Here is a 25270-nt window from a genome sequence, read left to right on the forward strand (position 1 = left end):
CTCGGGGCCGCGACTCGAGCGCGCCAGCGCTCCGATAATTCAGTGCAGGTTGTTCTGGGCCGCTTCCAGCCCGACCTTCAACAACAGCTCCACCGCGTCGGCGGCCTGCTCCACGATCACCGGAACCTCTTTGCGCTCCGGCGCGGCGAAGGGCTTGAGCACGTAATCGGCCGGATCCTGCCGACCGGGCGGACGTCCGATCCCGATCCTGGTCCGCAGGTACTCCTTGGTGGTCAACGCCTGCGAGATCGACCGCAATCCGTTGTGTCCACCTTCGCCGCCGCCCTGCTTGAGCTTGAGCGTCCCGAACGGCAGATCCAGTTCGTCGTGGACCACGATCACCTGGTCCACCGGCACCGAGAAGAACTTAGCCAGCGCGGCGACCGGCCGACCGGACAGGTTCATGAAGGTGCGCGGCTTCGCGAGGAGGATCTGGCGTCCGTCCAGTCGCGCCTGGAGCAGGTCGGCACCGGACTTCTTGTGCACGGCAAAACGGCCGCCGATGCGCTCGGCGAGCACATCGGCGACCAGGAAGCCCACATTGTGGCGGGTGCGCTCGTATTCGGGGCCGGGGTTACCCAGTCCGACTACGAGCGCGGGCCCGGAAGATTCGGTCATTGCCCGAATCGTAGTGCGCGGTCTTACTCGGACTCGGGAGCGGTCTCCGCGGTCTCGGTCTCGGCGGCGGCTTCACCCTCGTCGTCCATCTGCGAGGCGGACGGCGCCTCGATCACGTTGACGATCAGCGCTTCCGGGTCACCGGCCAGGGTGACGCCCTCGGGCAGCGCGATGGTGCCGGCCAGGATCTGGGTGCCGGGCGCGATGCCGTCGACCGAGACCTCGATGGTCTCGGGCAGGTTCATGGCGTCGGCCTCGATCGACAGGGTGTTGAGCTCCTGGGTGATCAGGGCGCCGGAGACGGCATCGCCGACGACCACGACGTTGACGTCGGTGGTGACGCGCTCGCCACGCTTGACGATCAGCAGGTCGGCGTGCTCGATGTAGCGACGGATCGGGTGGACGACGACCGACTTGGTCATCGCCAGCTGCGGCTGGCCGTCGATCTGCAGGTTCAGGATGGCGTTGGTGCCGTGCAGACGCAGGATCGCGGCGAACGCCTTGGCGTTCAGCGACAGGTGCTGCGGCTCGGCGTGGTGGCCGTACAGCACGGCGGGCACGTTGCCGTCGCGACGGGTACGGCGAGCGGCGCCCTTACCGAATTCGGTGCGGACGGCGGCTTCGATCAGATTGGCGTCGGACATACTGAATGCGCTCCTACGGCTGGTCATGGGTGACCCAACTCCGGGGTCAAGGTCTACTCGTCGGACGAAAGAACGAACGAGGACGGCCCAAACAAACTCAGCCGAGCCGCGTCGATCACGGTGTGCGCACCAAACGGGCACTCACCCTCGCCGAGACAACCCGCCAACCATACCGCATAGCAATCCGCGATCTAAAACCGCCATGACCGCACTCCGAACCCCGCACCTGCGACCCCTAGGGAGCAGCGGCCACAAAGTGGCCGGTCGCGGCCGGGTCGCCGGTTAGCCGCCGGGGCGTACGCGACGAAGGAGCAAGCCCCGGTGGCTAACCGGCGGCCCCCAGGGGCCGCGACTCGAGCGCGCCAGCGCTCCAAAAAACACAGCGTCAAACCTCCTGGGACTACCGAACAATTGATCCCCCCTGTGACCACCCCTTCAGCCCCTCGTACCCTGGAAAGGCTGCCCCCACCGAAAGGCTCCCCTTTGTCCGAGTCCGGAGAGAACGTCGCCCCCACCCCACGCGGGTTGCCCGCCGAGGTGGCCCGCCGGCGCACGTTCGCCGTGATCTCGCACCCAGACGCGGGTAAGTCGACGCTCACCGAAGCACTGGCGCTGCACGCGCGGATGATTTCCGAGGCGGGCGCGATCCACGGTAAGGCCGGTCGCAAGTCGACGGTGTCGGACTGGATGGAGATGGAGAAGGCGCGCGGTATCTCCGTGAGTTCGACCGCGCTGCAGTTCAACTACCGGGCCGCCGGGTCCGATATCGACAATGTGATCAACCTGGTCGACACCCCCGGCCACTCCGATTTCTCCGAGGACACCTACCGGGTGCTCACGGCCGTCGACGCCGCGGTGATGCTGATCGACGCGGCCAAGGGCCTGGAACCGCAGACGCTCAAGCTGTTCCAGGTGTGTCGCCACCGCGGCATCCCGGTGATCACCGTCATCAACAAATGGGACCGACCGGGTCAGGCCCCGCTGGAATTGCTCGACGAGATCAGCGAGCGGATCGGCCTCACGCCCACTCCCCTGTTCCTGCCGGTCGGCATCGCGGGCGATTTCCGTGGCCTGCTGCGCCGTGGGCCCGAGGGCGAGCCGAGCGAGTACATCCACTTCACCCGTACCGCCGGTGGCGCGACCATCGCCCCCGAGGAATACCTGAATTCCACCGAGGCCGAAGCGCGCGAGGGCGAGGCGTGGACGACCGCGGCCGAGGAGAGCGAACTGCTCTCGGCGACCGGACAGGACCACGATCAGGAGATGTTCCTGGCAGGCCAGACCTCGCCGGTGATCTACGCCTCGGCCATGCTGAATTTCGGTGTGCGCCAACTGCTGGAGACGCTGGTGGAACTGGCGCCCGCGCCCGGCTCGCGCGCCGATGTGACGGGCAAGGAACGCACGACCGGTGACCCGTTCAGCGCGGTGGTGTTCAAGGTGCAGGCGGGGATGGATACCGCCCACCGCGACCGGCTGGCGTTCATGCGGATCGTGTCCGGGGAGTTCGAACGCGGCATGGTGGTGACTCACGCGCAGACCGGTCGCCCGTTCGCCACCAAGTACGCGCTGACGGTCTTCGGCCGCGAGCGCACCACGGTCGACACCGCCTATCCCGGCGATGTGGTCGGCCTGGTCAACGCCACCGCGCTCGCACCGGGCCACACGCTGTTCGTCGAGAAGAAGGTGGAGTACCCGCCGATCCCGAGCTTCGCGCCCGAGCATTTCGCGACGCTACGCGCGCAGAGCGCCGGCAAGTACAAGCAGTTCCGCAAGGCCATCGACCAGCTCGATTCCGAGGGCGTGGTGCAGGTGCTGCGCAACGATGCCCGCGGTGACGCCACCCCGGTACTGGCCGCGGTCGGTCCGATGCAGTTCGAGGTCGTCACCGCCCGGATGCAGGGCGAGTTCAACGTCGAGACCCAGCTGGACTTCCTCCCCTTCACCCTGGCCCGGCGCACCGACGCCGAGTCGGCGCCCGAGTTGGATCGCCAGCGCGGCGTCGAGGTGTTCACCCGCACCGACGGCGTGATCCTGGCGCTGTTCAGCGACAAGTGGCGGCTGCAGTACATCGAGAAGGAACACCCGAAGCTCACGCTGGAACCGTTGGTCGCGACCGCGGACTAGGGCTGTCTGGGTCGGCCGCTACGCGGCCGGTCCCGGATTGCGTTCCACCGAGGAGATGTGGTTCTCCTGCGCGATCATTCCCCAGCGACTCGCGGTGACACGCAGGCTCGGCAGGTCGCTGAGCGAGAGCACCACCTCGTAGGTGCGCTCGTATCCGGTGTGCGAGATACGCCAATGTCCGTCGTCGCAGCGCACATAGCTGTCGGTGTAGAACGCGGCGCCGCGCAGGCACATGTTGTGTTCGGGGATGATCACGGTGTCGGCCAGGTACCAGGTACCGCTGGCGGTGTCACCGTCGACATCGACCTCGGGGTGGTCGCAGCGGTGCTCGGTGATCACGTGCGGCCCCAGGGTGTTGCGCAGGAAGGCCAGGAAGGCCTCGCGTGACTCGAACTGGAGGTATTCGCTGTAGGTGGCGGTGGCCTCGGGGATCATCGTGTCGGCGAACTCGTCCCACGACTTGGTGTCGAGGCTGCGCAGGTAGCGGTACTTCAGCCTGCTGATCGCGATGAGGTCGTCGGGGTGATCCGGCGGGCGCTCGATCGGTACGGGCTGTTCGTCGTCCAGCTGCTCTGACGCCATCCATGCCTCCCCCGAGTTCGACCCGGCGACCAACGGCGTGTCATCTCCGGGCAGTAACGGCGTAGGGCCTGTCCACGCGGCCGCGACAGGTTCGTCGACGTGCACGTTCGGAGATTCCGGACCCTGCTCCATCTCTCCACGATCCCACCGGAAACGGCTCGCCGCGCGTTCTGTATCAGATCGCTATCACTGCTGACACCGGAGTGTGACCTCCGGCGCCTGCCGTCCCGGCTGTCTGGGCTACCCGATGGTGAAGCAGGTGCGGCAGAAATCCTCACCGAATTCCGAGAGGCGAAGGCTCTTGCGCACGATCTTGGGCGCACGGCCCGCCTTCTTGAGCGCCTGCTCCACGACAGGCTGCACTTCCAGCACCATGTACCGGCTCAGCACGACCGGATCGTCGGAGGTGAGCGTGAGACCGAGTCGGTTGAGGTTGATCAGGTAGGACCGTGAGCGGTCCGGGTAGCGCACGCCCGCCTGCTCGGGGACCGAGGTCAGATCGCCCTGCACCAGCTCGGAGCCGATGCCGAGCGGTCGGTTGGTACGCACGTCGACGGAAGGTTGCGGACCGTTGAGGGCCATGAACCGCAGGATGCGGGCCTCGTCGGGAGCGACCTCGTCGAGGATGCGGTCGTAGGCCGGGTGCACGTCCTCGGTGAAGTACACGTCGGCCGAGCGGGCCAGCAACGCGTCGCCGCGCCGCCGCAGGTCATCGGTGGTGGCCGACTGCAGGTACGGGCCGACCGTGATGGCCTGCTGCGATGCCCCGTTGGGCGTCGGCACATAGCTGACGATCTCGCGCACCGACCCCTCGGTGACGCCGAGTGCGCTGCGGGCGATGGAGCGCAGGGCATTGCCGGTGCGCTCGGCGATATCGGCGGAGGATTCGCCGTCCAGCGCCGCCTGCGCCAGTTCCTTGGTGACCTCGTAGGTGGTGCCCACAGCCCACTGGCTGCCGCGCACGGCGGTACCGGCGGCCAATCCGGCGGCGCGGAAAACGCCACGGATCAACCGTGCCTCATTACTGATCTGTCGCTGCTCGACATCCGAGCTGCGCTCGACGGCGCGGGTACCGGCACGGGCCAGGTCCTGTCCGGTCCTGTCGTCTGTCACGTCCTACTCCGAAGTCTCGCCATGTGAACAGTCCTGCCACCGCGCCCCCTGTGCGCAAGTTTGTGGGCTGTCACCAAATGTGGTGGTGGTCATTGTTCCGACTTGCAAGGGTGAGTACGGCATTCAGGACAGGGTCTGTGACTGATGTCTCAGACACTACCCTGTGGTCTGACGCACGACGAATGGACCCAGTTCGTCAACTCACAGTAGGGTCACCTCGCCGCGGGGGTGATAAATTTTGGTTCTCGGTGAGGCGGTGGTCACCGGGTATCGGCAGGAGGGCGTGTCGTGTTGGAGAGTGTGTTCGGGTTACACCCGACACTCCTGCTAGAAATTGTGACCATTCCTCTTTTCACAGGAATTATCGGCTACATAACCAACTGGTCCGGCATTCTCATGCTGTTCCAGCCGATTCAATTCCATGGAGTCCGACTGCCCGGTTTGCGCGCGGTCTTCCCTTTTCTGCCCAAGCGGATCCAGGTATTGCCGCTGCTCAGCTATGACGGCCGGATCGGCTGGCAGGGCATCGTGCCCTCGCGCGCCGACAAGATGGCCAGCATCGCGGTCGACAAGGGGCTGTCCAAACTGGGCAGCGTCGCCGACTTCTATCGCGAGCTCGACCCGGAGAAGCTGGCCGAACATCTGGCCGAGGTGGCCGACGCGCAGATCCGCGACATCGTCGAGGTGATCCTGCGCCGCGAACACCCCCAGCTCTGGTACAACCTGCCCGTTCAGGTCAGGGAGATGATTCATCAGCGGGTGCGCTCGCAACTGCCCGAGATCTTGCGCGACCTCACCATGGAGCTCGGCGCCAATATCGACCAACTGCTCGACGTGAAGCAGATGGTGATCCGCTACTTCCAGGCCCGGCCGCAATTGCTCAACCAGCTGTTCCAGGTGCTCGGCGCCAAGGAGCTGCGGTTCATGCAGAATTTCGGCTTCTACTTCGGCGCGCCCTGCGGGCTGCTACTGGTGCTGGTGCTGCACACCACCGGGCTCTCGGCACTGGTCGTGCTGCCGGTCGGCGGGATCATCATCGGCTGGGTGGTGAACTGGATCGGGATCAATATGATCTTCGCGCCCGCCACGCCGAAGTGGTGGTGCCCGTGGCGGCAGGGTCTGCTGATCAAGCGCCAGCCCGAAATCACCGCGGGGTACGCCGCATTGGTATCCACCGAGGTCGTCACCGTGGCCAATATCGGCGACGAACTGCTCAACGGCCCGCGCTCGGACCGCACCCTGCAGATGCTCGAGGACACCCTGCGCCCGGCCGCCGACCGTGCGCTCGGGCCCGCGCGGCCCGCGGTGAAATTCATGCTCGGCAGCCGCGAGTACGACACGCTGCAAACAACTCTCACCACGCAGGCCATGACGATCGCGCCGATGGCGTTCGCCGACCCGGCGTTCAACGCTCAGCAGAGCAGGCAGGTCAACGATTACATCGCCCGGCAAATGTCCGCACTTTCGCCCCATGACTTCGTGGACATGCTGCGCTCGGCGATCAAACAGGACGAATGGTTACTTTTCGTCCATGGCGGTGTGCTGGGACTGCTTGCCGGATACGCTCACATCCTGGTCTTCGGAACAGGAGTAGCGACGACATGGATGTAGACGACGGGACCCCGTCCACCGACATGGTGCGACGACCGGTACCGCCGCTCGAGGCATCAGGCGACAAGCGTGGCCTGCTGCCTGTCTCACCGGTGCGCACTGTGCGGGCCGCGACCGGCGTGGCACGGGTCGCGTTGACCGCTGCCTCGGGGATGACGCTGTGGACCCTGGACACCGCGCTCGGGGTGACCGTCACGGTGGTGCGCGGCAGCATGGCGGGCAACCCGCCCAACGAGGTGCTCGCCGAAGCGGAAAACGCAGTACGCGACCGGCTTCGGCACGCGCTCGGCCTGCCGACGGGCGCCGACCACCGCGGTGACGACGGCGCGCCGACCCTGCGCGAGCAGGGCGCCGAACTGCTTCGCCTGTCCGCCAGCACACATGCCGCACTGCCCGACACCCATCCGGCCTATCCCGGCATCCTCGCCGAGATCACGCCGGACGAGGCACGGATCCTGCGATTCCTGCACGTCGACGGGCCGCAACCGGCCATCGATGTGCGCACCGGCCGTCAGCGGGCGTTCGGTGGCGAGCGGTTGATCAGCGGACTCACCATGCTGGGTGAGCATGCGGGCCTTCGGTTTCCGAACCGGGTGCCGCAATACCTGCCCAACCTGCGCAGGCTCGGGCTCATCGAGTACACCCGCGACCCCGTCGGCAACCCGCACCGCTACCAGGTCATCGAGGCCCAGGAGCAGGTGCGGGAAGCGTTGCGGCGCCCCGGTTTCGGCACGAAGGTGACCTACCGCAGCATCCTGCTCACCGAATTCGGCGCCGACTTCGTCCAGACCTGTTTACCCGTCGTGATCAACGACGGTCGCGAGACCGCGACCTAGTTCTCGCCGAGCTCCGCCAGTTCCATCCAGCGTTCTTCTGCTGCTTCCTTTTCGGCGACGACTTCCTTGAGTTCGGCTCCCAGCTTGATCAGCTTGTCGGGATCCGTCGCGGCGTCGGCCAGCGCCTTGTGGAGTTTCTGTTCGCGCTCGTCGAGCTTGGCGATGCTGCGTTCGACCTTCGACAGCTCCTTGCGGGCGGCGCGGCGGTCGGACGAATCCGTCGAGGTGCCACCGGTCTTCGCGGTGAGCGGCTTGGCGTTGCCCGCCATGGCGGCGCGCTTGTCGAGGTAGGAGTCGATGCCACCGGGCAGGTTGGTGAGTTTGCCGTCGCCGAACAGGGCCCAGGTGGAGTCGCAGATGCGCTCGACCAGGTAGCGGTCGTGGCTGATGACCACCAGCGTGCCCGCCCAGTTGTCGAGCAGGTCTTCGAGCTGCTGCAGGGTGTCGATGTCGAGGTCGTTGGTCGGCTCGTCGAGCAGCAGGACGTTCGGTTCGGCCATCAGAATGCGGGTCAGTTGCAGGCGACGGCGTTCACCACCGGAGAGGTCGCCGACCGGGGTGCGCTGGCGGGCCGGGGTGAACCCGAGCCGTTCGGCGAGCTGGCCGGCCGAGATCTCCTTGTCGCCGAGCATGATTCGCTGCGCGACCTGCTGCACGGCCTCGAGCACCCGCATATCGGTGGGCAGGTCGTCGAGTTCCTGACGCAACCAGCCGATCTGCACGGTCTGGCCCTGGATCCGCTTGCCCTTGGCGGGTTCGGTCTCCCCGGCCAGCGCGCGCAACAGCGTGGTCTTACCCGACCCGTTGACGCCGACCAAACCGACCCGCTCGCCCGGCGCGAGTCGCCAGGTGAGGTCGTCGACCAGCACACGACCGTCGGGGGTGGCGAGCGCAACGTCTTCGAGTTCGATCACCACGCGCCCCAGGCGCTTGCGCGCGAACGCGGCCAGCGAGACCGAGTCGCGCGGCGCGGGCACATCGGCGATCAGCGCTTCGGCAGCCTCGACGCGGTAGCGCGGCTTGGAGGTGCGGGCCTTGGCGCCGCGGCGCAGCCAGGCCAGTTCCTTGCGGGCCAGGTTCTGGCGACGCGATTCCGAGGCGTCGGCCTGACGTGCGCGTTCGGCGCGGGCGAAGATCCAGTCGCCGTAGCCGCCCTCGTAGACCTCCACCTTGCCGCCGACGACCTCCCAGGTGCGGTTGGCGACGGTGTCGAGGAACCAGCGATCGTGGGTGACGACGACGAGTGCGGTGCGACGGGCGACCAGGTGTTCGGCCAGCCACTGCACCCCCTCGATGTCGAGGTGGTTGGTCGGCTCGTCGAGGACCAGCAGGTCCAGGTCGCGCACCAGCGCCGCGGCCAGCGCGACGCGGCGGCGCTCGCCACCGGAGAGGTTGGTGACCAGAGTGTCGAGCCCGAGATCGGCGATGCCGATGCCCTCGAGGATCGAGCGCACGCGCGAATCGGCGGCCCATTGATGGTCGGCGATGTCGACGGTGGACAGATCATCGGAGAGCCCGGCGAACACGATCGAACCGATGCTCGCGCCCTCCGGCAGCACGCCACGCTGGGTGACCACGGCCATCCGCAGCCCACCCACCCGGCTCACCCGGCCCTTGTCGGGCGGTTCCAGTCCGGTCAGGACCTCGAGCAGCGTGGTCTTACCGCCACCGTTGAGGCCCACCACCCCGATCCGTTCCCCCGCGTGAATTCCGAGGGAGACGTCATCCAGCAGCGGCTTGACGCCGAAGCTCTTGGAGACCTGTTCCAGGTTGATCAGGTTGGACATAGATGTAGCCTGTTCCGCCTCCCCGCGACTTCTGGCCAGACTCAGGCGCGGGGAGGCGGTGCGTCGGCGGCCTACGTTGGATTGCTGGATCAGTGGGCCCGTCCCCGGCGAAGTTACCCATGTCCATACAAGATCTGTTGCCTGTGATCATAGAGGACCGGCCGTCGGCCGCTCTGGCCCCTGCCGCGGCGGCCGTGTCCGTCAGCGGTTGGGCTGCGTCTCACTGTCGAGCACACGCGCTCCCGAAACCGGTCCACTCGCGGTGCGCACGCTGCGACACACGCCCGCGCCCGCCAGTTCGGCGGCGACACCGATCGCGACTTCCTCGGATTCGCAGAGGAAGGCGCAGGTGGGGCCCGACCCCGAGACCAGGCCGGCCAACGCGCCCGCGCCGACGCCCGCGCGCAGGGTGCGGCGCAGCTCCGGTTTCAGCGAGAGGGCCGCGGCCTGCAGGTCGTTGCCGAGCAGCGGCGCGAGGGTGTGCGGGTCGCCCGCGGCCAGTGCCTGCATGAGTTTCTGGGGGTCGCCGAGACGCGGCGGCTCACCTTCGGCGCGGAGGCGGTCGAGTTCACGGAAGACCGAAGGGGTGGACAGGCCCTCCTTGGCCAACGCGAGGACCCAGTGAAAGGTATTGCGCGACAGCACCGGAAGTAGGCGTTCGCCGCGACCGGTGCCAAGCGCGGTGCCGCCGTGCAGCGCGAACGGGACGTCGCTGCCGAGTTCGGCGGCGATCGTGGACAGTTCGTCGCGGGTCAGCCCGAGGTCCCACAGCTCGTTCAGCCCGACCAGGGTCGCGGCCGCGTCGGCACTACCGCCCGCCATGCCACCGGCCACCGGGATGCCCTTGGTGATGGCGATCTCGACCAGCGGGGCACGGCCTGCCAGGTGCGCCAGGCGGACCGCGGCCTTCCAGACCAGGTTGGTGCGGTCGGTGGGCACCTCGGCGGCGCCTTCGCCGGTGACCCGCACGGCGAGCGAGGCCGACGGGGCCAAGCGGAGGTCGTCGGCGAGGGACAATGCCTGGAAGACGGTGGTCAGGTCGTGGTATCCATCCGGACGCAGATCAGCGACTCCGAGATGCAGGTTCACCTTCGACGGAGCTCGCACGACGACCGGGCTGGGCACAACTGACAGCACGATCACCAAGCGTAATAGGTTCGGCCGACTAGTACGCACGCCGAACACCCGCCGCTCGAACAAGGGGTTGCGCAAGGTACCCATGGGGGGTATCTTCGTCCGTGCCGGGGACATACCCCTGGACCGTATGTTCGAAGCGAAGGAGTCGGCCATGGCCACCACCACTTACACCGTCACGGGGATGACCTGCGGACATTGCGCGAGCTCGGTCAAGCAGGAGATCGGCAAGATCGACGGCGTCACCAGTGTGGATGTCGACCTCGCCAGCGGTCTCGTTCGCGTGGACAGCGCGGGCGAACTGGCCGATACCGAGGTGGCCGCCGCGGTCGACGAAGCGGGCTACGCGCTCAGCGCCTGATTTCCGCGCCGCCGGTGCACGGCTGACCAGCCGTTCACCGGCGGTTCACCCCTGTCGCGCAGCCCGACGAATCATCCACAATGTCATCCACATCCGTCCCCAGACGTGGTGAGACACGAATTCCGGGGTGCGACCGGGAACGCCACCCGCCGACCATGATCAACTCCGGACACGGCGAAAACCGGTTATCCACAAGTGCTTTCACAGGGACCACCCGACCCGCGTCGATGAACGGACGGTGTACTGCGGGTTCCCCTGCGAGAAACCATGATTCGCGGACCTAAGTCGTCGCCGCCAATCGGACGAACGCCGCGGTTTCGAGGGTCTCCCCCCGTGCCGTCGGATCGATGCCCGCGGCGACGAGCCTGCGCTCTGCCTCGACGGGCGAGCCTGCCCACCCGGACAGCGCTGCCCGCAACGTCTTCCGCCGCTGGGCGAAGGCCGCGTCGATCACCTCGAACACCCGGCGGCGATGCGCCTCGTCCATCGGCCACGGCGGTTCGACATAGCGGTCGATGCGCACCAGTCCCGATTCGACTCGCGGCACCGGCCAGAAGACCTGCGTCCCCACATGACCCGCGCGACGAACCTTGCCGAAGAAACCCGCCTTGACGCTCGGCACCCCGTACACCCGATTACCGGGCTCGGCGGCCAGCCGGTCGGCCACCTCGGCCTGGACCATCACCAGCGACACCATGATGCTCGGCAACGTCGCGAGCAGGTGCAACAGCACGGGCACGGCCACGTTGTACGGCAGATTCGCCACCAGCGCGGTCGGCACGGCGGGCAACTGCTCCGGGCGCACCCGCAGCGCGTCGGCCTCGACCACCCGCAGACGCTCGACCAAGCCGGGTGCGCGATCGGCGACGGTTTCGGGCAGGTAGTTGGCCAGCACGGGGTCGATTTCGACGGCGACCACCTGATCGACCACGTCGAGCAGCGCCAACGTCAGCGAGCCGAGACCGGGACCGACCTCGAGCACGGTGTCGCCCGCACCGACACCGGCCGCGGACACGATGCGACGCACGGTATTGCCGTCGTGCACGAAGTTCTGTCCGAGTTGCTTGGTGGGTCGGACGCCGAAACGTTCGGCCAGCGTCCGGACCTCGACGGGACCGAGCAATGCGGCACGGCTACCTCGAGCGGAATTCTCTGGTTCGGACACCGCTAGAACCTACCAACCTCGCCGATGAGGCAGCTCAGCGCTGTGTCGGGGCGGCGTTGACACGGGCGAGGAAACCGTCGATGGCGGCGAGCTGCTCGGGCGAGACCGAGCCGTGCTGGCCGGTGCCGGTGACCACCTGCTGATCGACGCCGTTGGCCGCGAGCTGGGCGACCAGCGCCGCGTGCAGTGGGGACGGTACGACCGTGTCGGTGACGTTCATCGTCAGCAGGATCGGGGCGTCGTAGCCGCTGGTCGGCAGCATCATGTACGCCGCGAGCGGCTCACGCAGCGGGGCGAGCGGGCGCGCCAGGAAATCGGCCGAGGTCACGCCCTTGGTCGCGGCGAGAATCTCGTCGAGACACTGGGTGCCCGCGTCGTCGACGAGCGCCTTGCCGCGCTCCGTCAGATAGGAGTCCACATCGAGTTCCGGGTGCGTGGCGCGCAGCCCGGCCAGGATGCTGACGACGAACGACGTGGTACCCGAAAGCCCGGGCGCCGACGGGATGTCCGGCCCGAGCAACGGCAGGATCTTCTCCACATCGGAGGCGGCGTCGATGGCGGCGGTGCCGCGGAAGTCCAGCTCGGGAGCGTATTCGGCCTGTACGTGCGCCGCGCTCAGCGCCGCGTGACCGCCCTGGGAGGTGCCCGCCGCAGTCCAGGTCCGCGACAGTTCAGGGCTGGCGGCACGGGCCGCGCGAACCAGGTCGATCGTCGCGGTCGCCTCGCTGCGCACTTCCAGATACGGGTGCGGGCCGGTGTCGAAGCGGCCGAGGCCGAGGTAGTCGGGGGTGACCACGGCGAAGCCCTGGTCGACGAACCGCTTGATCAGCCGGTCCTCGGACGCGCGATGCAGCGGCAGCGGCGCGAGCTCCGGGTCGGCCTGACCGCCGCACCCCGGGCCGGAGCCCGACGTGCCGTGGGCATAGGCCACGATCGGCCAACCACCGGCCGGGGCTTCGCCTTCGGGGAGGAACATCGCGCCGCTGGCCGGGCGCTGGGCGCCCGCCGAGTCGGTCATCCAGTATTCGACCGAGGAGCCCCTGGCGAGCCCGTGCCAGCCCGCGGGCTCGGCCTGCACCGAGATGAGCGAACCGGGGGTCTCGGCCGTTGCCGGGGTGAAGCCGGCGGCCGTGACAGCGCTCGCGGCCAGCGCGGCGACAACGGTCGCCCGGATCGGGTTCTTCAGCACAGTTCGGTCTCTCTACCAGGCGATCAAGATTTTGGACGAGTGTACAGATCAACGACCGTCGGGACCCCGAATGACAGAGAACCCTTAACCTGCGACGACCCGACCCAAGAACTCGTCGATCGCGGCCCACATCGCCGGATTCAGCTCGCAGTGACTGCCTGTCCCGACCACCGGCGTGTAGTTCACCCCGCCCGCGGTGAACTGCGCGGCCAGCGCCGCGTGGAGCGGCGAGGGCACCGTGCGGTCGGTGGCGTTGACCAGCAGCAGGATCGGCGCGTCGTACCCACTGGTCGGGACGGTCATGTAGTCGGCCATCACCGAGCGCAACGGCTCGTCTCCGAGCGAGCGGCTGAGCATCGCACCCAGCGTGAGATCGGCGACCCGGTCGTCGATGGCGTCGGAGCACATGGCACCGATCTCGTCGACGACCTGGCGGCCGAGCGGGCTCAGGTAGCTGTCGACCTGCGCGTCCGGGCGAGCGGCTCGCAGTCCGGCCAGGATGCTGGCCGAGAACCCCAGGATTCCGCCGCTGAGGCGATCGGGGTTCCCCGGCCCGAGCAGCGTGGCCACCTTCTCCACGTCCGACTCCGGGTCGATCGCGATGGTGCCGCGGAAGTCCAGCTCCGGCGCATAACTCACCTGCCGGTGCGCGGTGCCGAGCGCGGCCTGCCCACCCTGCGACATTCCCGTCGCCACCCAGACCGGCGACAGATCATCACGCACGGAATGCGCGGCCCGGAGCATATCGATCGTGGCAGTGGCCTCGGTGTCGATCCCGAGGTACGGATGCGGACCGGTGTCGAACCTGCCGAGACCCAGATAATCCGGCGCGACGACAGCGAACCCCTTCGACACCAGATGCCGCAGGAAAATGTCCTGGCCCACTTGCGATTGCGGCCACGGCGCACCCGCCGGATCCGACTGCCCGCCACAGCCCGCGCCGAGTCCCGTGGTCCCGTGGTCGTAGGTAGCGACCGGCCAACCACCCGCGGGCGCGACGCCGGTCGGCAGATACAGCGCGCCACTCGCGGGCTGCGGCACACCCCCCACACCCCGGGTCCAGTAGTCGATGACCTGGGCCCCCGACATCCCATGGAACCCGTCACCCTGCGGAACAACCGCGATCACCGTTCCCGGCGCGTCCGCGTGCGCCACCGTCACCGGCGCGCACACCCCGACCCCCGCCGACAGCACCACCGTGGCAATCGCACGCCACCAGGCCGAAACCGTAGACATCCCAACCACCCGTCGACTCGTTCAACGACCCGACTCCGCCGCACGAGCACAGCAGACTCGGCGAAACGAGAGCACTGTACCGGCAGTTCCGCCTCTCCGGGGGTATTCAGCGTGCCGTCCGGGAGCTCGATTGCTAGTTCTCGGCCTTGCGTCAGGTGCGCACCGGATGGGAGGTGGCTGGGGAGTTACCCATGTTCTTGCGAAATCAGCTGATGCCCAACCGTCCGGTGCAAGCAGGCCACGCGCCCCAGCCCTGTCGCGCCCGAGTCACCTCGGCGATCGCGATCTGCTCTTCCCGACTCGCCAGATCGGCGCGCGGCGCGTACTTCAACCCGCCCTGTCGTTCCCACGTGCTCTGATCGAACTGAATGCCGCCGTAGTAACCGTTGCCGGTGTTGATCGCCCAGTTCCCCGTCGACTCACACTTGGCCAGCGCGTCCCACACAGCGCCGTCTCGCACCGGCGGCACCTCGGTGCCCGGCTTGGCGCCCTTACGAATCGTCTTGGGCTGCGCGGGCGTGATCACATTCGAATTCACCTGCACGCGTGAGGCTTCGGCACCGTTGACCATCCGCACCGCGAACGTCGCCTCGTGCAGCCCGGGCATGCCCGGGTTCTCGACCACGGTGCGGCTCATGTTCATGGTCACGTCCTCGATCACCGTTTCGACGGGATCGAGGGGAAGGGTTTCGGTGCGCTGTTCGGTGTGCTGGCGCGTGACGACGACCCGCATGCCCTCGGCGAGCGGCGTCGTCGCGGCGGGCTCGGTGAAGTCCTCGTCCTTCAGCGGAACGCCTGCGGCAGCGAGGAATTCACCGATGGTCGCGGCGGCGAGGCGCACATCGGTCGGGGCGGCGCCACCGTCGACCAGCGAGATATTGCGCGGGGTGTACACGCTCAGCGCCGCACCGGCGAGGGGCAGCTTCTCGGCGCGGGACGGCAACACCTGGGTGTCGGACGGGATCTGCATCGACGCGAGCGCGTCGCCCGCGGTGGTGCCGGTCGTCCACACCATGCGCTCGACACCGTCGACGGTGACCGTGATCTCGCGGCCACGATTGAAAGTGATCGTGGCGCCGTCGCCGACCTTGGCGCCCGCCGCGGGAATCACCTCGTCGTGTTCGCCGATCTCGTAGCCCGCGTCGGCCAGAATGGCGCGCACATCGCGCGACATCGTCGAGAGCTCGGTCCGTTCGCCGTCGATGACCAGCGCCACCGTCTTGTGGTTCACGATCGCCAGCGAGGCGCCGACGAGAAGAATCAGCAGCATGGCCGCCACCGCTGCGAACAGCAGCGGTGAACGTGACGAGTTGATCCGCGCAAAAGCTGACATGATTACAGGACGATAACGACGAGGTGCGCGGTAGACAACACCAGGCCGCCCGAACAGCGGGATCGTAGATCACAATTCGATATAGACAGCGCTGGTAGATAACAACGTGAGCGCACGAATGTGAGCCGACTCACGTTTAATGTCCAGCCCCCTGCCGAACAGACGAAACGGACTACCGAATCCGATACAGCCTGCGCGCGTTGGCGGTGGTGATCTCGGCCAGCGCCTGCGGGTCCTGTTCGCGCACTTCGGCCAGCGCGCGGACGGTGTACGGCAAGCAGTACGACTCGTTCGGCGCACCGCGATACGGGTGCGGCGTCAGATACGGCGCGTCGGTCTCCACCAGGATCTGGTCGTCGGGCACCAGCTTGGCGGCCTCTCGAAGTTCGTGCGCGTTCTTGAAACTCACGGTGCCGGAGAAGCTCAGCACGTACCCCTCCGCCACACAGGCTTCGGCCATCGTGGCGTCGGAGGAGAAGCAGTGGAAGATCACCGTGTCCGGCGCGCCCTCGTCGAGCAGCACCGTGAGCAGGTCGTGGTCGGCGTCGCGGTTGTGGATCATCAGCGGTTTGCGCACGCGTTTGGCCAGGTCGATGTGCCAGCGGAAACCCTCGATCTGGGTTTCGACGTCGGCGCAGCCGTCGAGCTTGCCCGGCCAGTAGTAGTCGAGGCCGGTCTCACCGACCGCGACCACGCGCGGGTCGGCGGCGAGGTGCTCGAGCTCGGCCTTCGCCTTGTCGTCGAGGGCGTTGGCCCGGGTGGGATGCAACGCGACAGCGGCGTACACCCGCGGATCCCACTGCGCCGCCCGCACGGCCCACTGCGCGGCCGCGAGATCGTCGGCCACGGTCACCACGTGCCCCACACCGGCCGAGGCGGCGCGATCCACGATGGCCGTGGTCGACGCGGCATCGGTTGCGCCACAGGCATCGAGGTGGGTGTGGGCATCGATCAGGGGCGCGAGCGGCGTCGGAACTGGCGGAGCCGGACGATTCGTATTTGCCACCCGGATTACAGTAATGGGCATCATGAGTGCAGCCGAAGGCGCCGAGGCGCCCGCCTTCTACGTCACGACGGCCATCGCGTACCCCAACGGTGCGCCGCATATCGGCCACGCGTACGAGTACATCTCCACCGACGCGATCGCCCGGTTCAAGCGACTCGACGGTTATGACGTGTTCTTCATGACCGGCACCGACGAGCACGGTCAGAAGATGCAGCAGACCGCTGCCACCGAAGGCATCCCGGTACAGGAACTCGCGGCCCGCAACTCCGATGTCTTCGAGGCGATGGACAAAGCCCTCGACATCTCGTTCGACCGCTTCATCCGCACGACCGACGAGGACCACCAGGCCGCATGTGTGGCTATCTGGGAGAGGATGCTCGCCAACGGCGACATCTACCTCGGCAACTACTCCGGCTGGTACTCGGTGCGCGACGAGGCCTTCTACAACGAGGACGAGACCACCCTCCTCGCCGACGGCACCCGCGAGTCCACCGAGACCAAGACCCCGGTCACCTGGACCGAGGAGTCGAACTACTTCTTCAAGCTCTCGGAGTACCAGGACAAGCTGCTCGCCCTCTACGAGGAGCGCCCCGAGTTCATCGCGCCCTCGACCCGGCGCAACGAGATCGTCAGCTACGTCAAGGCCGGTCTGAAGGATCTGTCGATCTCGCGCACCACCTTCGACTGGGGCGTTCCGGTCCCCGGCGAGCCCGACCACGTGATGTACGTGTGGGTCGACGCGCTCACCAATTACCTGACGGGCGTCGGCTTTCCGAACACCGACTCCGCCGCGTTCGAGAAGTTCTGGCCGGCGAACCTGCACATCATCGGCAAGGACATCACCCGCTTCCACACGGTGTACTGGCCCGCGTTCCTGATGTCGGCCGGGATCGCGCTGCCGGACCGGGTGTTCGTGCACGGGTTCCTGTACAACAAGGGCGAGAAGATGTCGAAGTCGACGGGCAATGTCGTCGACCCGCTCTCGCTGGTGTCCACCTACGGCCTCGACCAGGTGCGTTTCTTCCTGCTGCGCGAGATCTCCTACGGCCAGGACGGCAGCTACAGCAACGACGCCATCGCGGGCCGGATCAACAGCGACCTGGCCAACGAGTTCGGCAACCTGGTCCAGCGCAGCCTGACGATGGTCAACAAGAACTGCGACGCCAAGTCCCCCACGCCCGGCGAGTTCACCGACGAAGACCGTGCGCTGCTCGACCGCGCGAACGGGCTGCTCGCCAAGTGCCGCGCCGAGTTCGACGTCCAGCAGATGCATCTCGCCCTGGAAGCCATCTGGCTCACCCTCGGCGAAACCAACCGCTACTTCTCCGCCAATGCCCCCTGGGCACTGCGCAAGTCGGGCACCGAAGAAGACCTGGCCCGCATGGCGACGGTCCTCTACGTCACCCTCGAGGTGGTCCGCATCGTCGCCATCCTGGTCCAGCCGGTGATGCCCGGCTCCGCGGCCAAGATCCTGGACCTGCTCGCCCAGGAAGGCCGCACCTTCACCGATATCGCCACGCCCCTGGCCCCCGGCCTCGACCTGCCCGCGCCGGAACCGATCTTCCCGCGCTACATCGAGCCCAAGGAATAGTCGAACGAGCTGTGGCGCACGGCCTTTCGTCGTGCGCCACCCAGAGCCCGGCTTTATTTCCAGGCGGCCAGCAGGTTGGTCGCTTCGGCGCCCAGCGCGGCCTGCAGGAACGGGCCGAAGCTGATGCGCGCTACGCCGAGTTCGGCGAAGTAGTCCTTGGCCGGGGCGCCCGGCTGCCCGATCGCGTTGACCGGCAACGGCAGCTCGGTGGTGAGCCGACGCAGGTCGGCGTCGGCGTGCTTGCCCACGGGGTAGAGAACGTCGGCGCCCGCTTCGGCGGCCAGGGTGAGGCGGGCGATGGCGCGGTCGAGGCGGTCGGCCTCGTCGCCGTCTTGACGCACGAACAGGTCGGTGCGGGCGTTGACCACGACATGCACGCCCGCCGCGTCGGCGGCTTCGCGCAGACCGCGGACCAGATCGGCGTGTTCGGCGGGCGATCGCAGGCGCTTGCCTTCGCTGTGGACCGTGTCCTCGATATTGAGGCCGACGGCGCCCGCGGCGAGCAGCCCGTCGATGAGCTGCAGCGGTTCGAGGCCGTAGCCGGATTCGATGTCGACCGAGACCGGGAGTTCGACGGATCCGGTGACCTGGGTGACGCGGGCGAGGAGCTCATCGAAGCTCATGCCCTCGCCGTCGGCGCGACCGATCGAGTCGGCGACCGGATGGCTGCCCATGGTCAATCCCGAAAAACCAGCGGCTACAGCGACATTCGCCGACCACGCGTCCCACACCGTCGGCAGCACCACCGGATTTCCCGGACGGTGCAGTTCGAGCAGAGTCTTCGCCTTGGCATCCAGAGAAGTCATACCCGCGATGATGCCCCAGGCACCCGACAAGAGCTAGACGCAGCCGGATTTGGGCGGGCAGTTCAGCTGAACATCGAGCACGCGCGCACCGGGGCCCTCCGCGCCGAGTCGGTCGTGCTCGTTGACGAGCTTGCACGAGCCGAGCGAGAGACAGCCACAGCCGATGCAGCCGGTCAGGTTGTCGCGCAGGCGCACCAACTGCGTGATGCGATCGTCGAGATCTTCGCGCCACGTGGTCGACAGGGTCTCCCAGTCGCGGCGGGTGGGCGTGCGCCCCTCGGGGAGACGATCCAGCGCCGAACGGATCTCGCTGAGCGGGATCCCCACCCGCTGCGAGATGCGAATGAAGGCGACCCGACGCAATGTCTCGCGAGAATATCGACGTTGATTGCCACTGGTTCGACGGCTCGATATGAGACCTTCGCGTTCGTAGAAGTGCAACGCGGACACTGCAACTCCACTACGATCGGAAAGCTGCCCGGGGGTCAGCTCCTTCGTTTGCCAATCGGCCATCGTCATCTATAGCTCCTCCCACTACCACCTAAACAATACTTCAGGTATTCGTGTCGTGTACGAAAAATGGGCGGAACACGTGTCAGAGGCGAGCACACTGTGGCCGAACCCAGCGCGTTGCGGCTCGCAGACACACCGTCCTCGCATTACGGTTTGCCAATGGGAACCGCCCCCGACTCGCGCCTGACCGTCACCTCCGAGGTCGGCCAGCTACGGACGGTGCTGCTGCACCGCCCCGGCGCAGAACTACGCCGCCTCACCCCGAGCAACAACGACCAGCTGCTTTTCGACGGAATCCCCTGGGTCGAACGCGCACAAGCCGAACACGACGCCTTCGCCACCGTACTGCGCGACCGCGGCGTAGAAGTGCTGTTGCTGGCAGATCTGCTGACCGAAACCCTCAGCGCCAGTGGAGCAGCCAGAATCCAGGGCATCTCGGCGGCGGTCCACGCCCGCAGGCTCGGCCACGGCCTGGCCGACCAGCTCGCCGCCGAACTGCGCAAATTCGACGCCCCCGCGCTCGCCGACATCCTGATGGCCGGGATGACCTTCGACGAACTGCCGTTCGGCCCCGACGCCGCCTCACTGGTGCGGCGCATGCACCACGGCAGCGACTTCGTCATCGATCCGCTGCCGAATCTGCTGTTCACCCGCGACTCCTCGTTCTGGGTCGGCCCGAAGGTCGCGATCACCTCGCTGGCGCTGCCCGCCCGCAGCCGCGAGACCTCCATCACCGATCTCGTCTACGCGTTCCATCCGCGCTTCCTCGGCGTGCGACGGGCCTACGAATCGCATACCGCGCCGATCGAGGGCGGCGATGTGCTGCTGCTCGCCAAAGGCGTTGTCGCCGTGGGCGTCGGCGAGCGGACCACGCCCGCGGGCGCGGAAGCGTTGGCGCGCAGCCTGTTCGACGACGATCTCGCGCACACCGTCCTGGTGGTGCCGATCGCGCAGAATCGGGCGACCATGCATCTGGACACCGTCTGCACCATGGTCGACACCGACGCGGTGGTGATGTACCCGGGCGTGCGGAAATCATTGGAGGCGTTCACGATCCGCCGCGAGGACGGCTTCTCCGGACGCGGTGACCTCGAACGCATCAGCATCAGCGGACCCGAGCCCTTCCTGCCCGCCGCCGCCAAGGCGATGGGCATCCCGAAGCTGCGCGTGATCGACACCGGCCGCGACGGACCCGACGCCGAACGCGAACAGTGGGACGACGGCAACAACACCCTCGCCCTCGAGCCAGGGGTGGTCGTGGCCTACGAACGCAACGAGATGACCAACTCGCGCCTGACCGAGGCGGGTATCGAGGTCGTCACCATCAGCGGCTCGGAGCTGGGCTCCGGCCGCGGCGGCCCCCGCTGCATGTCCTGCCCGCTGTCCCGAGACGAGGTGTGAGCACCGTGTTCCACGTCGAGCTGTCCACTGATTCCACCCAGCCGCCCTACGAGCAGTTGCGCACGGCTGTGATCGACCAGGTCCGCGCGGGCACGCTCACCGCGGGCACCAAGATTCCCACGGTCCGAGCGCTGGCCGCCGACCTCGGCATCGCCCCCAACACCGTCGCCCGCGCCTACCGTGAGCTGGAAGCCGACGGCGTCCTCGAAACCCGTGGCCGCCAGGGCTCTTTCATCGCCTCCTCCGGCGACCCGACCCGCGACATAGCCAGCCGCGCCGCCGTCGACTACGTGACCACGATCCGACGACTCGGCCTCGACGACGCCGACGCGATCGAATTCGTCCACCGCGCCATGGACTGACTGCCCGCCCCTACCGCCAACTCGGCAGCCAGAGGTGGTCCTGCCAGTTCTGCGGCGTGATCGCTTGACCCGTGAGGATCGGCCACAGCCAGACGAAGTTGGCGATCACCAAGCCCAGATAGATGCTCACGATCAGCAAGCCGAGGGCGTAGCGCTCGTTCACGGGGGCGGGCAGATAGGTGCCCGTGGGACTGCGCGGTAGCCCCGCGGGTCGCGCCGATCCGAGGATGTCACCGAGCGCCAGGGCCATCCCCATCACCAGGAACGGTGCGAGCACCACCGCGTAGAAGAAGTACATCTGCCGGTCCAGCGTCAGGAACCACGGCAGCAGCCCGGCGCCGTAGCCCACCAGCACCGCCGCGTAGCGCCAGTCGCGGCGCACGATCGAACGCCACGCCATCCAGCCGATCAGGGGCAGCGCCAGCCACCACAGCGCGGGCGTGCCGACGGCCATCACGGCCTTCACACACTGCGCTTCGCCGCAACCGGTGACCGTGCCGTCGGCGTAGTAGTAGAGCATCGGGCGCAGGCCCATGGGCCAGGTCCACGGCTTGGATTCCCACGGATGGTGGTTGCCCGCCGAATTGGTGAGGCTGGAATGGAAGTCGAGGGTCTCGCCCTGGTAATACCAGAGCGAGCGCAGCGCGTCGGGCAGGAACGCGAACGTGCCGCCGCTGCCGACCTGATTGCCCACCGCGTACCGGAACACCCCGTTCTCGCTGGCGAACCACGCCCAGTACGAGGACAGATACACCACCAGCGGAATCACCACCAGCACGTACAGCGCGGGCCCCACATCGCGGATCATCGTGCCGCGCCACGGCCTGCGCACCCCGTACGCGCGTCGCGCGCTCACGTCGAAGGCCACGCTCAGCAGGCCGAAGAACATGATGTAGTAGATGCCCGACCATTTGGTGCCGCACGCCAGCCCGAGCAGCACTCCCGCGCCGAACCGCCACCAGCGCACGCCGAGTCGCGGGCCCCAATCCGAGACGCCGACCCGGCCTGCCAGATCCGCGCGAGCCATGCGCTCGCGGACTTCGTCGCGGTCGACTATCAGACAACCGAAAGCGGCGGTGACCAGCAGCGACATGAAGATGTCGAGCATCCCGATACGAGAGGAGACGAAGGTCAGCCCTTCGGCGATGAGCAGCACTCCCGCGAACGCGCCGATCAGCGTCGACCGTGCCATCCGGCGCACGATCCGCACCACGAGCAGCACCAGGATCGTGCCCGCCAGCGCCGCGGTGCCGCGCCAGCCCCAGGCGTTGTAGCCGAAGATCGCCTCGCTGATGGCGATGAACTGTTTGCCGACCGGTGGGTGTACCACCAGGCCGTAGGCGGGGTTGTCCTCCACACCGCCGCCGGTGACCATCTGCCAGGCCTGTGGGGCGTAGTGCTTCTCGTCGAAGACGGGGGTGCGCGCATCGGTCGGATAGTTCAGGTTGACGAACCTGGTCAGCGCGGCGATGACGGTGAGCACCGCGGTGACCAGCCAGCCACGCGCGGTGTCGAGCGGGCCGAAATCGGCGGCCGGGCGCCGCGGCGCGGGACTCACCAACGCCGACACCGGACGCGACGGGGGCATCGCGCGCTCATCGGTCACCGGGATCACGCCCCGATCGTAGGCGGTACGCCCACCGAAGTCCGACCCGACACTGCGCCCCCTCGTTTCCCCACCTACGCGCGCACAGGGCCCGCGCGCTCGCCTGACAGAATGGATCGGGCGCCATCTGCTCATCGCACGCACCGCTCGCCGTACTGATCGCCTGCGGCCCCAAAATACCGGAGAGGCGGGACAACACTGTGTTGGTCTTAGCGGCAACCCCCATGGGCGATATCGGCGACGCGTCGCAGCGACTGCGCGACGCGCTCGGTTCGGCCGACGTGGTCGCCGCCGAGGACACCCGCCGCACGAAATCACTCGCGAAGTCGCTCGGCGTCGAGATCACCGGCCGCGTCGTGAGCTTCTACGACCATGTGGAAACCGCCCGCATCCCCGCCCTGCTCGACGATATCGCGAGCGGCCTGACAGTCCTGCTGGTGACCGACGCGGGCATGCCGTCGGTGAGCGACCCCGGCTACCGCCTGGTCGCCGCCGCTGTCGAACGCGGTCTGCCGGTCACCTGCCTACCCGGCCCCTCCGCGGTCACCACCGCGTTGGCCCTGTCCGGTCTGCCGGTGGAACGCTTCTGTTTCGACGGGTTCGCCCCGCGTAAGGGCGGTCAGCGCCGAGAGTGGCTGCGCACCTTGACCTCCGAACAACGGGCCATCGTCTTCTTCGAAGCCCCGCACCGCCTCGCCGAGTGCATGACCGACGCGGTCACCGTCCTCGGCCCCGACCGCCGTGCCGCCATCTGCCGCGAACTCACCAAGACCTATGAGGAAGTCGTGCGCGGCACCCTCGGTGAACTGGCGGCCTGGGCCGCCGACGGGGCCCGCGGCGAGATCACCGTGGTTCTCGAAGGCTCCCAACCGGTTTCGGCCGAGCCCGCCGAATTGGTCGACGAGGTCGAGACATTGGTGGCCGGTGGAATGCGGCTCAAGGACGCCTGCGCCGAAGTCTCGGCGGGCCGAGGCGCCTCCCGTCGCGAGCTCTACGACGCCGTCCTGGCCGCCCGGTCCGCCGAAGCCTGACCACGCCGCCGGGGCCTCAGCGCCCCAGCACCGCGAGCATCCCCGCGACCGCGCGCGGCCAGCCGAACTGTTCGGCACGGGAGCGGGCGGCGAGGCGGCGGCCCGAGGTCGGCATGGCAAGGACGTCGGTGACGGCTCGGGCGAAGGCTCGGGGTCGGTCGGCGGCGATGGCTCCGCATTCGGCGGTGACGATGTCGGCGAGCGCGGAGGAACGACTGGCCACTACCGGGGTGCCCGCGGCCAAGGCTTCCAGAGCCGCGAGGCCGAAGGTTTCGTGCGGGCCGGGCGCCAAGGAAACATCCGCGGTGGCAAGGAGTTTCGCCACCATCGCGCGCTCGTTGATGAAGCCGGTAAAGTGGACCGCCGGTTCACCACCGGGGAGGGCGGGCAGGGTGCGGGCACGGCGTTCGAGTGATTCGCGGCGAGGGCCGTCACCCGCGACGACCAGTCGGGCGGGTACCCCGGCCCGGTGCAGGGCGCCGACCGCTTCGATGCTGCGGTCCACGCGCTTCTCCACCGACAGTCGTCCGCAGTGCACCAGCATCGGATGTCCGTCGACCCCGAGATCGGCGCGCAGGCCGAGGTCACGGCGGCGTGGACTGAACAGGTCGAGGTCGACGCCGAGCGGCACCAGTTCCACGTTCGGCGCCCCGATCCGCAGGAACTCCTCGCGCGCGAAATCGGTGGTGCACACGACCATGTCGTATTCGGCGGCCGTGCGCCGATTGGCCACATCGGCGCAGCGGCGCGCGGCGGGCCCTGGCAGGAACTGGCCGAGCAGCCGGTCGAGGCGCTCGTGCGAGATCATCACGCTCGCCACCCCACGACGCCCCGCCCACCGACCGAATCCACGCAGCGTGAGCCGGTCCGACACCTCGAGCACATCCGGCGACAACCCGGACAGCACATCGGCCACCCGCCGCGGGTCAGCCGCCCGATAACCACCGGTCCACGGAATTCCCAATGCGGGCAGAGTAATTCGCAGCGCGCCCGTGGGCAGCACCTCTTCCGAACGACGCGACCCCGGCACGATCAGCACCACCTCGTGCCCCGCTGCCACATATCCCTCACCCAGGTGGTGCAGGGCAGTGCGCAACCCACCCGATCGCGGGCCGTAGAAATTGGCTAGCTGCACGATGCGCACCCGCCGATCGTCGCGCCGCGCGGGTTACCTACGGCTCCCGCCCGAGGAACGGGAGGTGAACAGCGTCGAAAGATGCG

The 25270-nt window shown here is 67.7% G+C and carries 23 protein-coding genes; 8 read left to right on the forward strand and 15 right to left on the reverse strand.

Going from position 1 to position 25270, the window contains the following annotated elements:
- Nucleotides 1-39: 39 nt before the first annotated feature.
- Nucleotides 40-618: an aminoacyl-tRNA hydrolase gene (gene pth, locus OHS03_RS24140; protein ID WP_328657252.1), complete on the reverse strand. Its 579-nt coding sequence runs from the start codon at nucleotides 616-618 to the stop codon at nucleotides 40-42.
- Between the two features lie 23 nt (nucleotides 619-641).
- Nucleotides 642-1262, reverse strand: a complete 621-nt coding sequence (locus OHS03_RS24145; RefSeq protein WP_056813862.1) for a 50S ribosomal protein L25/general stress protein Ctc — start codon at nucleotides 1260-1262, stop codon at nucleotides 642-644.
- Nucleotides 1263-1745: 483 nt separating this feature from the next.
- Here OHS03_RS24145 and OHS03_RS24150 point away from each other — a divergent pair, with 483 nt between their 5' ends.
- Nucleotides 1746-3386, forward strand: a complete 1641-nt coding sequence (locus tag OHS03_RS24150; protein WP_328657254.1) for a peptide chain release factor 3 — start codon at nucleotides 1746-1748, stop codon at nucleotides 3384-3386.
- 18 nt (nucleotides 3387-3404) lie between these two features.
- Here OHS03_RS24150 and OHS03_RS24155 read toward each other — a convergent pair whose 3' ends face one another.
- Together OHS03_RS24155 and OHS03_RS24160 are read right to left on the reverse strand one after the other, a co-directional pair.
- Nucleotides 3405-3968: a nuclear transport factor 2 family protein gene (locus OHS03_RS24155; RefSeq protein ID WP_328657256.1), complete on the reverse strand. Its 564-nt coding sequence runs from the start codon at nucleotides 3966-3968 to the stop codon at nucleotides 3405-3407.
- 240 nt (nucleotides 3969-4208) lie between these two features.
- Nucleotides 4209-5081, reverse strand: a complete 873-nt coding sequence (locus OHS03_RS24160) for an Abi-alpha family protein (protein WP_082843540.1) — start codon at nucleotides 5079-5081, stop codon at nucleotides 4209-4211.
- 396 nt (nucleotides 5082-5477) lie between these two features.
- Between OHS03_RS24160 and OHS03_RS24165 the strand changes: the two genes are divergently transcribed.
- Both OHS03_RS24165 and OHS03_RS24170 read left to right on the forward strand, forming a co-directional pair.
- Nucleotides 5478-6692 (forward strand): DUF445 domain-containing protein, encoded by a 1215-nt coding sequence (locus tag OHS03_RS24165; protein ID WP_235569380.1) that lies wholly within the window; start codon nucleotides 5478-5480, stop codon nucleotides 6690-6692.
- On the forward strand, nucleotides 6683-7528 hold the full coding sequence (locus OHS03_RS24170; protein ID WP_328657258.1) for an Abi-alpha family protein: 846 nt from the start codon (nucleotides 6683-6685) through the stop codon (nucleotides 7526-7528). Before OHS03_RS24165 ends, OHS03_RS24170 begins: the two co-directional genes overlap by 10 nt.
- On the opposite strand, the gene OHS03_RS24175 is transcribed toward OHS03_RS24170, so the two are convergent.
- Both OHS03_RS24175 and OHS03_RS24180 read right to left on the reverse strand, forming a co-directional pair.
- Nucleotides 7525-9315, reverse strand: a complete 1791-nt coding sequence (locus OHS03_RS24175; RefSeq protein WP_328657260.1) for an ABC-F family ATP-binding cassette domain-containing protein — start codon at nucleotides 9313-9315, stop codon at nucleotides 7525-7527. The genes OHS03_RS24170 and OHS03_RS24175 overlap by 4 nt on opposite strands.
- A 201-nt stretch (nucleotides 9316-9516) precedes the next feature.
- Entirely contained in the window at nucleotides 9517-10452 is a 936-nt protein-coding gene (locus OHS03_RS24180; protein WP_056816101.1) for a 4-(cytidine 5'-diphospho)-2-C-methyl-D-erythritol kinase, read from the reverse strand.
- Between the two features lie 151 nt (nucleotides 10453-10603).
- Here OHS03_RS24180 and OHS03_RS24185 point away from each other — a divergent pair, with 151 nt between their 5' ends.
- Complete coding sequence (locus tag OHS03_RS24185; protein ID WP_062984973.1) at nucleotides 10604-10810, forward strand: heavy-metal-associated domain-containing protein; 207 nt, start codon at nucleotides 10604-10606, stop codon at nucleotides 10808-10810.
- Between the two features lie 280 nt (nucleotides 10811-11090).
- Here OHS03_RS24185 and rsmA read toward each other — a convergent pair whose 3' ends face one another.
- From rsmA to OHS03_RS24210, 5 genes are all read right to left on the reverse strand, one after another.
- Nucleotides 11091-11975 (reverse strand): 16S rRNA (adenine(1518)-N(6)/adenine(1519)-N(6))-dimethyltransferase RsmA, encoded by an 885-nt coding sequence (rsmA, locus tag OHS03_RS24190; RefSeq protein WP_056813872.1) that lies wholly within the window; start codon nucleotides 11973-11975, stop codon nucleotides 11091-11093.
- Between the two features lie 34 nt (nucleotides 11976-12009).
- Entirely contained in the window at nucleotides 12010-13164 is a 1155-nt protein-coding gene (locus OHS03_RS24195; protein ID WP_328657262.1) for a lipase family protein, read from the reverse strand.
- A gap of 84 nt (nucleotides 13165-13248) precedes the next feature.
- Entirely contained in the window at nucleotides 13249-14400 is a 1152-nt protein-coding gene (locus OHS03_RS24200; protein WP_328657264.1) for an alpha/beta fold hydrolase, read from the reverse strand.
- 205 nt (nucleotides 14401-14605) lie between these two features.
- Nucleotides 14606-15733, reverse strand: coding sequence for a resuscitation-promoting factor (locus OHS03_RS24205; RefSeq protein ID WP_328657265.1), 1128 nt, complete (start codon nucleotides 15731-15733; stop codon nucleotides 14606-14608).
- Nucleotides 15734-15905: 172 nt separating this feature from the next.
- Nucleotides 15906-16760, reverse strand: a complete 855-nt coding sequence (locus OHS03_RS24210) for a TatD family hydrolase (protein WP_357364994.1) — start codon at nucleotides 16758-16760, stop codon at nucleotides 15906-15908.
- Nucleotide 16761: 1 nt separating this feature from the next.
- On the opposite strand from OHS03_RS24210, the gene metG reads away from it, so the two are divergent.
- Entirely contained in the window at nucleotides 16762-18330 is a 1569-nt protein-coding gene (gene metG / locus OHS03_RS24215; RefSeq protein WP_328657269.1) for a methionine--tRNA ligase, read from the forward strand.
- A 53-nt stretch (nucleotides 18331-18383) separates the two neighbouring features.
- On the opposite strand, the gene OHS03_RS24220 is transcribed toward metG, so the two are convergent.
- Nucleotides 18384-19136, reverse strand: a complete 753-nt coding sequence (locus OHS03_RS24220; RefSeq protein WP_328657271.1) for an isocitrate lyase/PEP mutase family protein — start codon at nucleotides 19134-19136, stop codon at nucleotides 18384-18386.
- A gap of 33 nt (nucleotides 19137-19169) precedes the next feature.
- The gene (gene soxR / locus OHS03_RS24225; RefSeq protein WP_056813892.1) at nucleotides 19170-19655 is read right to left on the reverse strand and encodes a redox-sensitive transcriptional activator SoxR; all 486 of its coding nucleotides are present in this window, start codon (nucleotides 19653-19655) and stop codon (nucleotides 19170-19172) included.
- A gap of 153 nt (nucleotides 19656-19808) precedes the next feature.
- On the opposite strand from soxR, the gene arcA reads away from it, so the two are divergent.
- Together arcA and OHS03_RS24235 are read left to right on the forward strand one after the other, a co-directional pair.
- Nucleotides 19809-21050 (forward strand): arginine deiminase, encoded by a 1242-nt coding sequence (gene arcA, locus OHS03_RS24230; protein ID WP_328657273.1) that lies wholly within the window; start codon nucleotides 19809-19811, stop codon nucleotides 21048-21050.
- The gene (locus OHS03_RS24235; protein ID WP_405148463.1) at nucleotides 21047-21412 is read left to right on the forward strand and encodes a GntR family transcriptional regulator; all 366 of its coding nucleotides are present in this window, start codon (nucleotides 21047-21049) and stop codon (nucleotides 21410-21412) included. The genes arcA and OHS03_RS24235 overlap by 4 nt, the downstream gene beginning before the upstream one ends.
- 10 nt (nucleotides 21413-21422) lie before the next feature.
- Here OHS03_RS24235 and OHS03_RS24240 read toward each other — a convergent pair whose 3' ends face one another.
- Nucleotides 21423-23027, reverse strand: coding sequence for a dolichyl-phosphate-mannose--protein mannosyltransferase (locus OHS03_RS24240; protein WP_328657274.1), 1605 nt, complete (start codon nucleotides 23025-23027; stop codon nucleotides 21423-21425).
- 191 nt (nucleotides 23028-23218) lie between these two features.
- Here OHS03_RS24240 and rsmI point away from each other — a divergent pair, with 191 nt between their 5' ends.
- On the forward strand, nucleotides 23219-24049 hold the full coding sequence (rsmI, locus tag OHS03_RS24245) for a 16S rRNA (cytidine(1402)-2'-O)-methyltransferase (protein WP_328657276.1): 831 nt from the start codon (nucleotides 23219-23221) through the stop codon (nucleotides 24047-24049).
- Between the two features lie 16 nt (nucleotides 24050-24065).
- Here the strand turns inward: rsmI and OHS03_RS24250 are convergent, their stop codons facing one another.
- Nucleotides 24066-25193 carry a glycosyltransferase gene (locus tag OHS03_RS24250; protein WP_328657278.1) on the reverse strand — a complete coding sequence of 376 codons (1128 nt, stop codon included), beginning with the start codon at nucleotides 25191-25193 and terminating at the stop codon, nucleotides 24066-24068.
- Nucleotides 25194-25270 lie beyond the last annotated feature (77 nt).

This window comes from Nocardia salmonicida, from assembly GCF_036142455.1.
In the GTDB taxonomy this organism is placed as follows: domain Bacteria; phylum Actinomycetota; class Actinomycetes; order Mycobacteriales; family Mycobacteriaceae; genus Nocardia; species Nocardia salmonicida.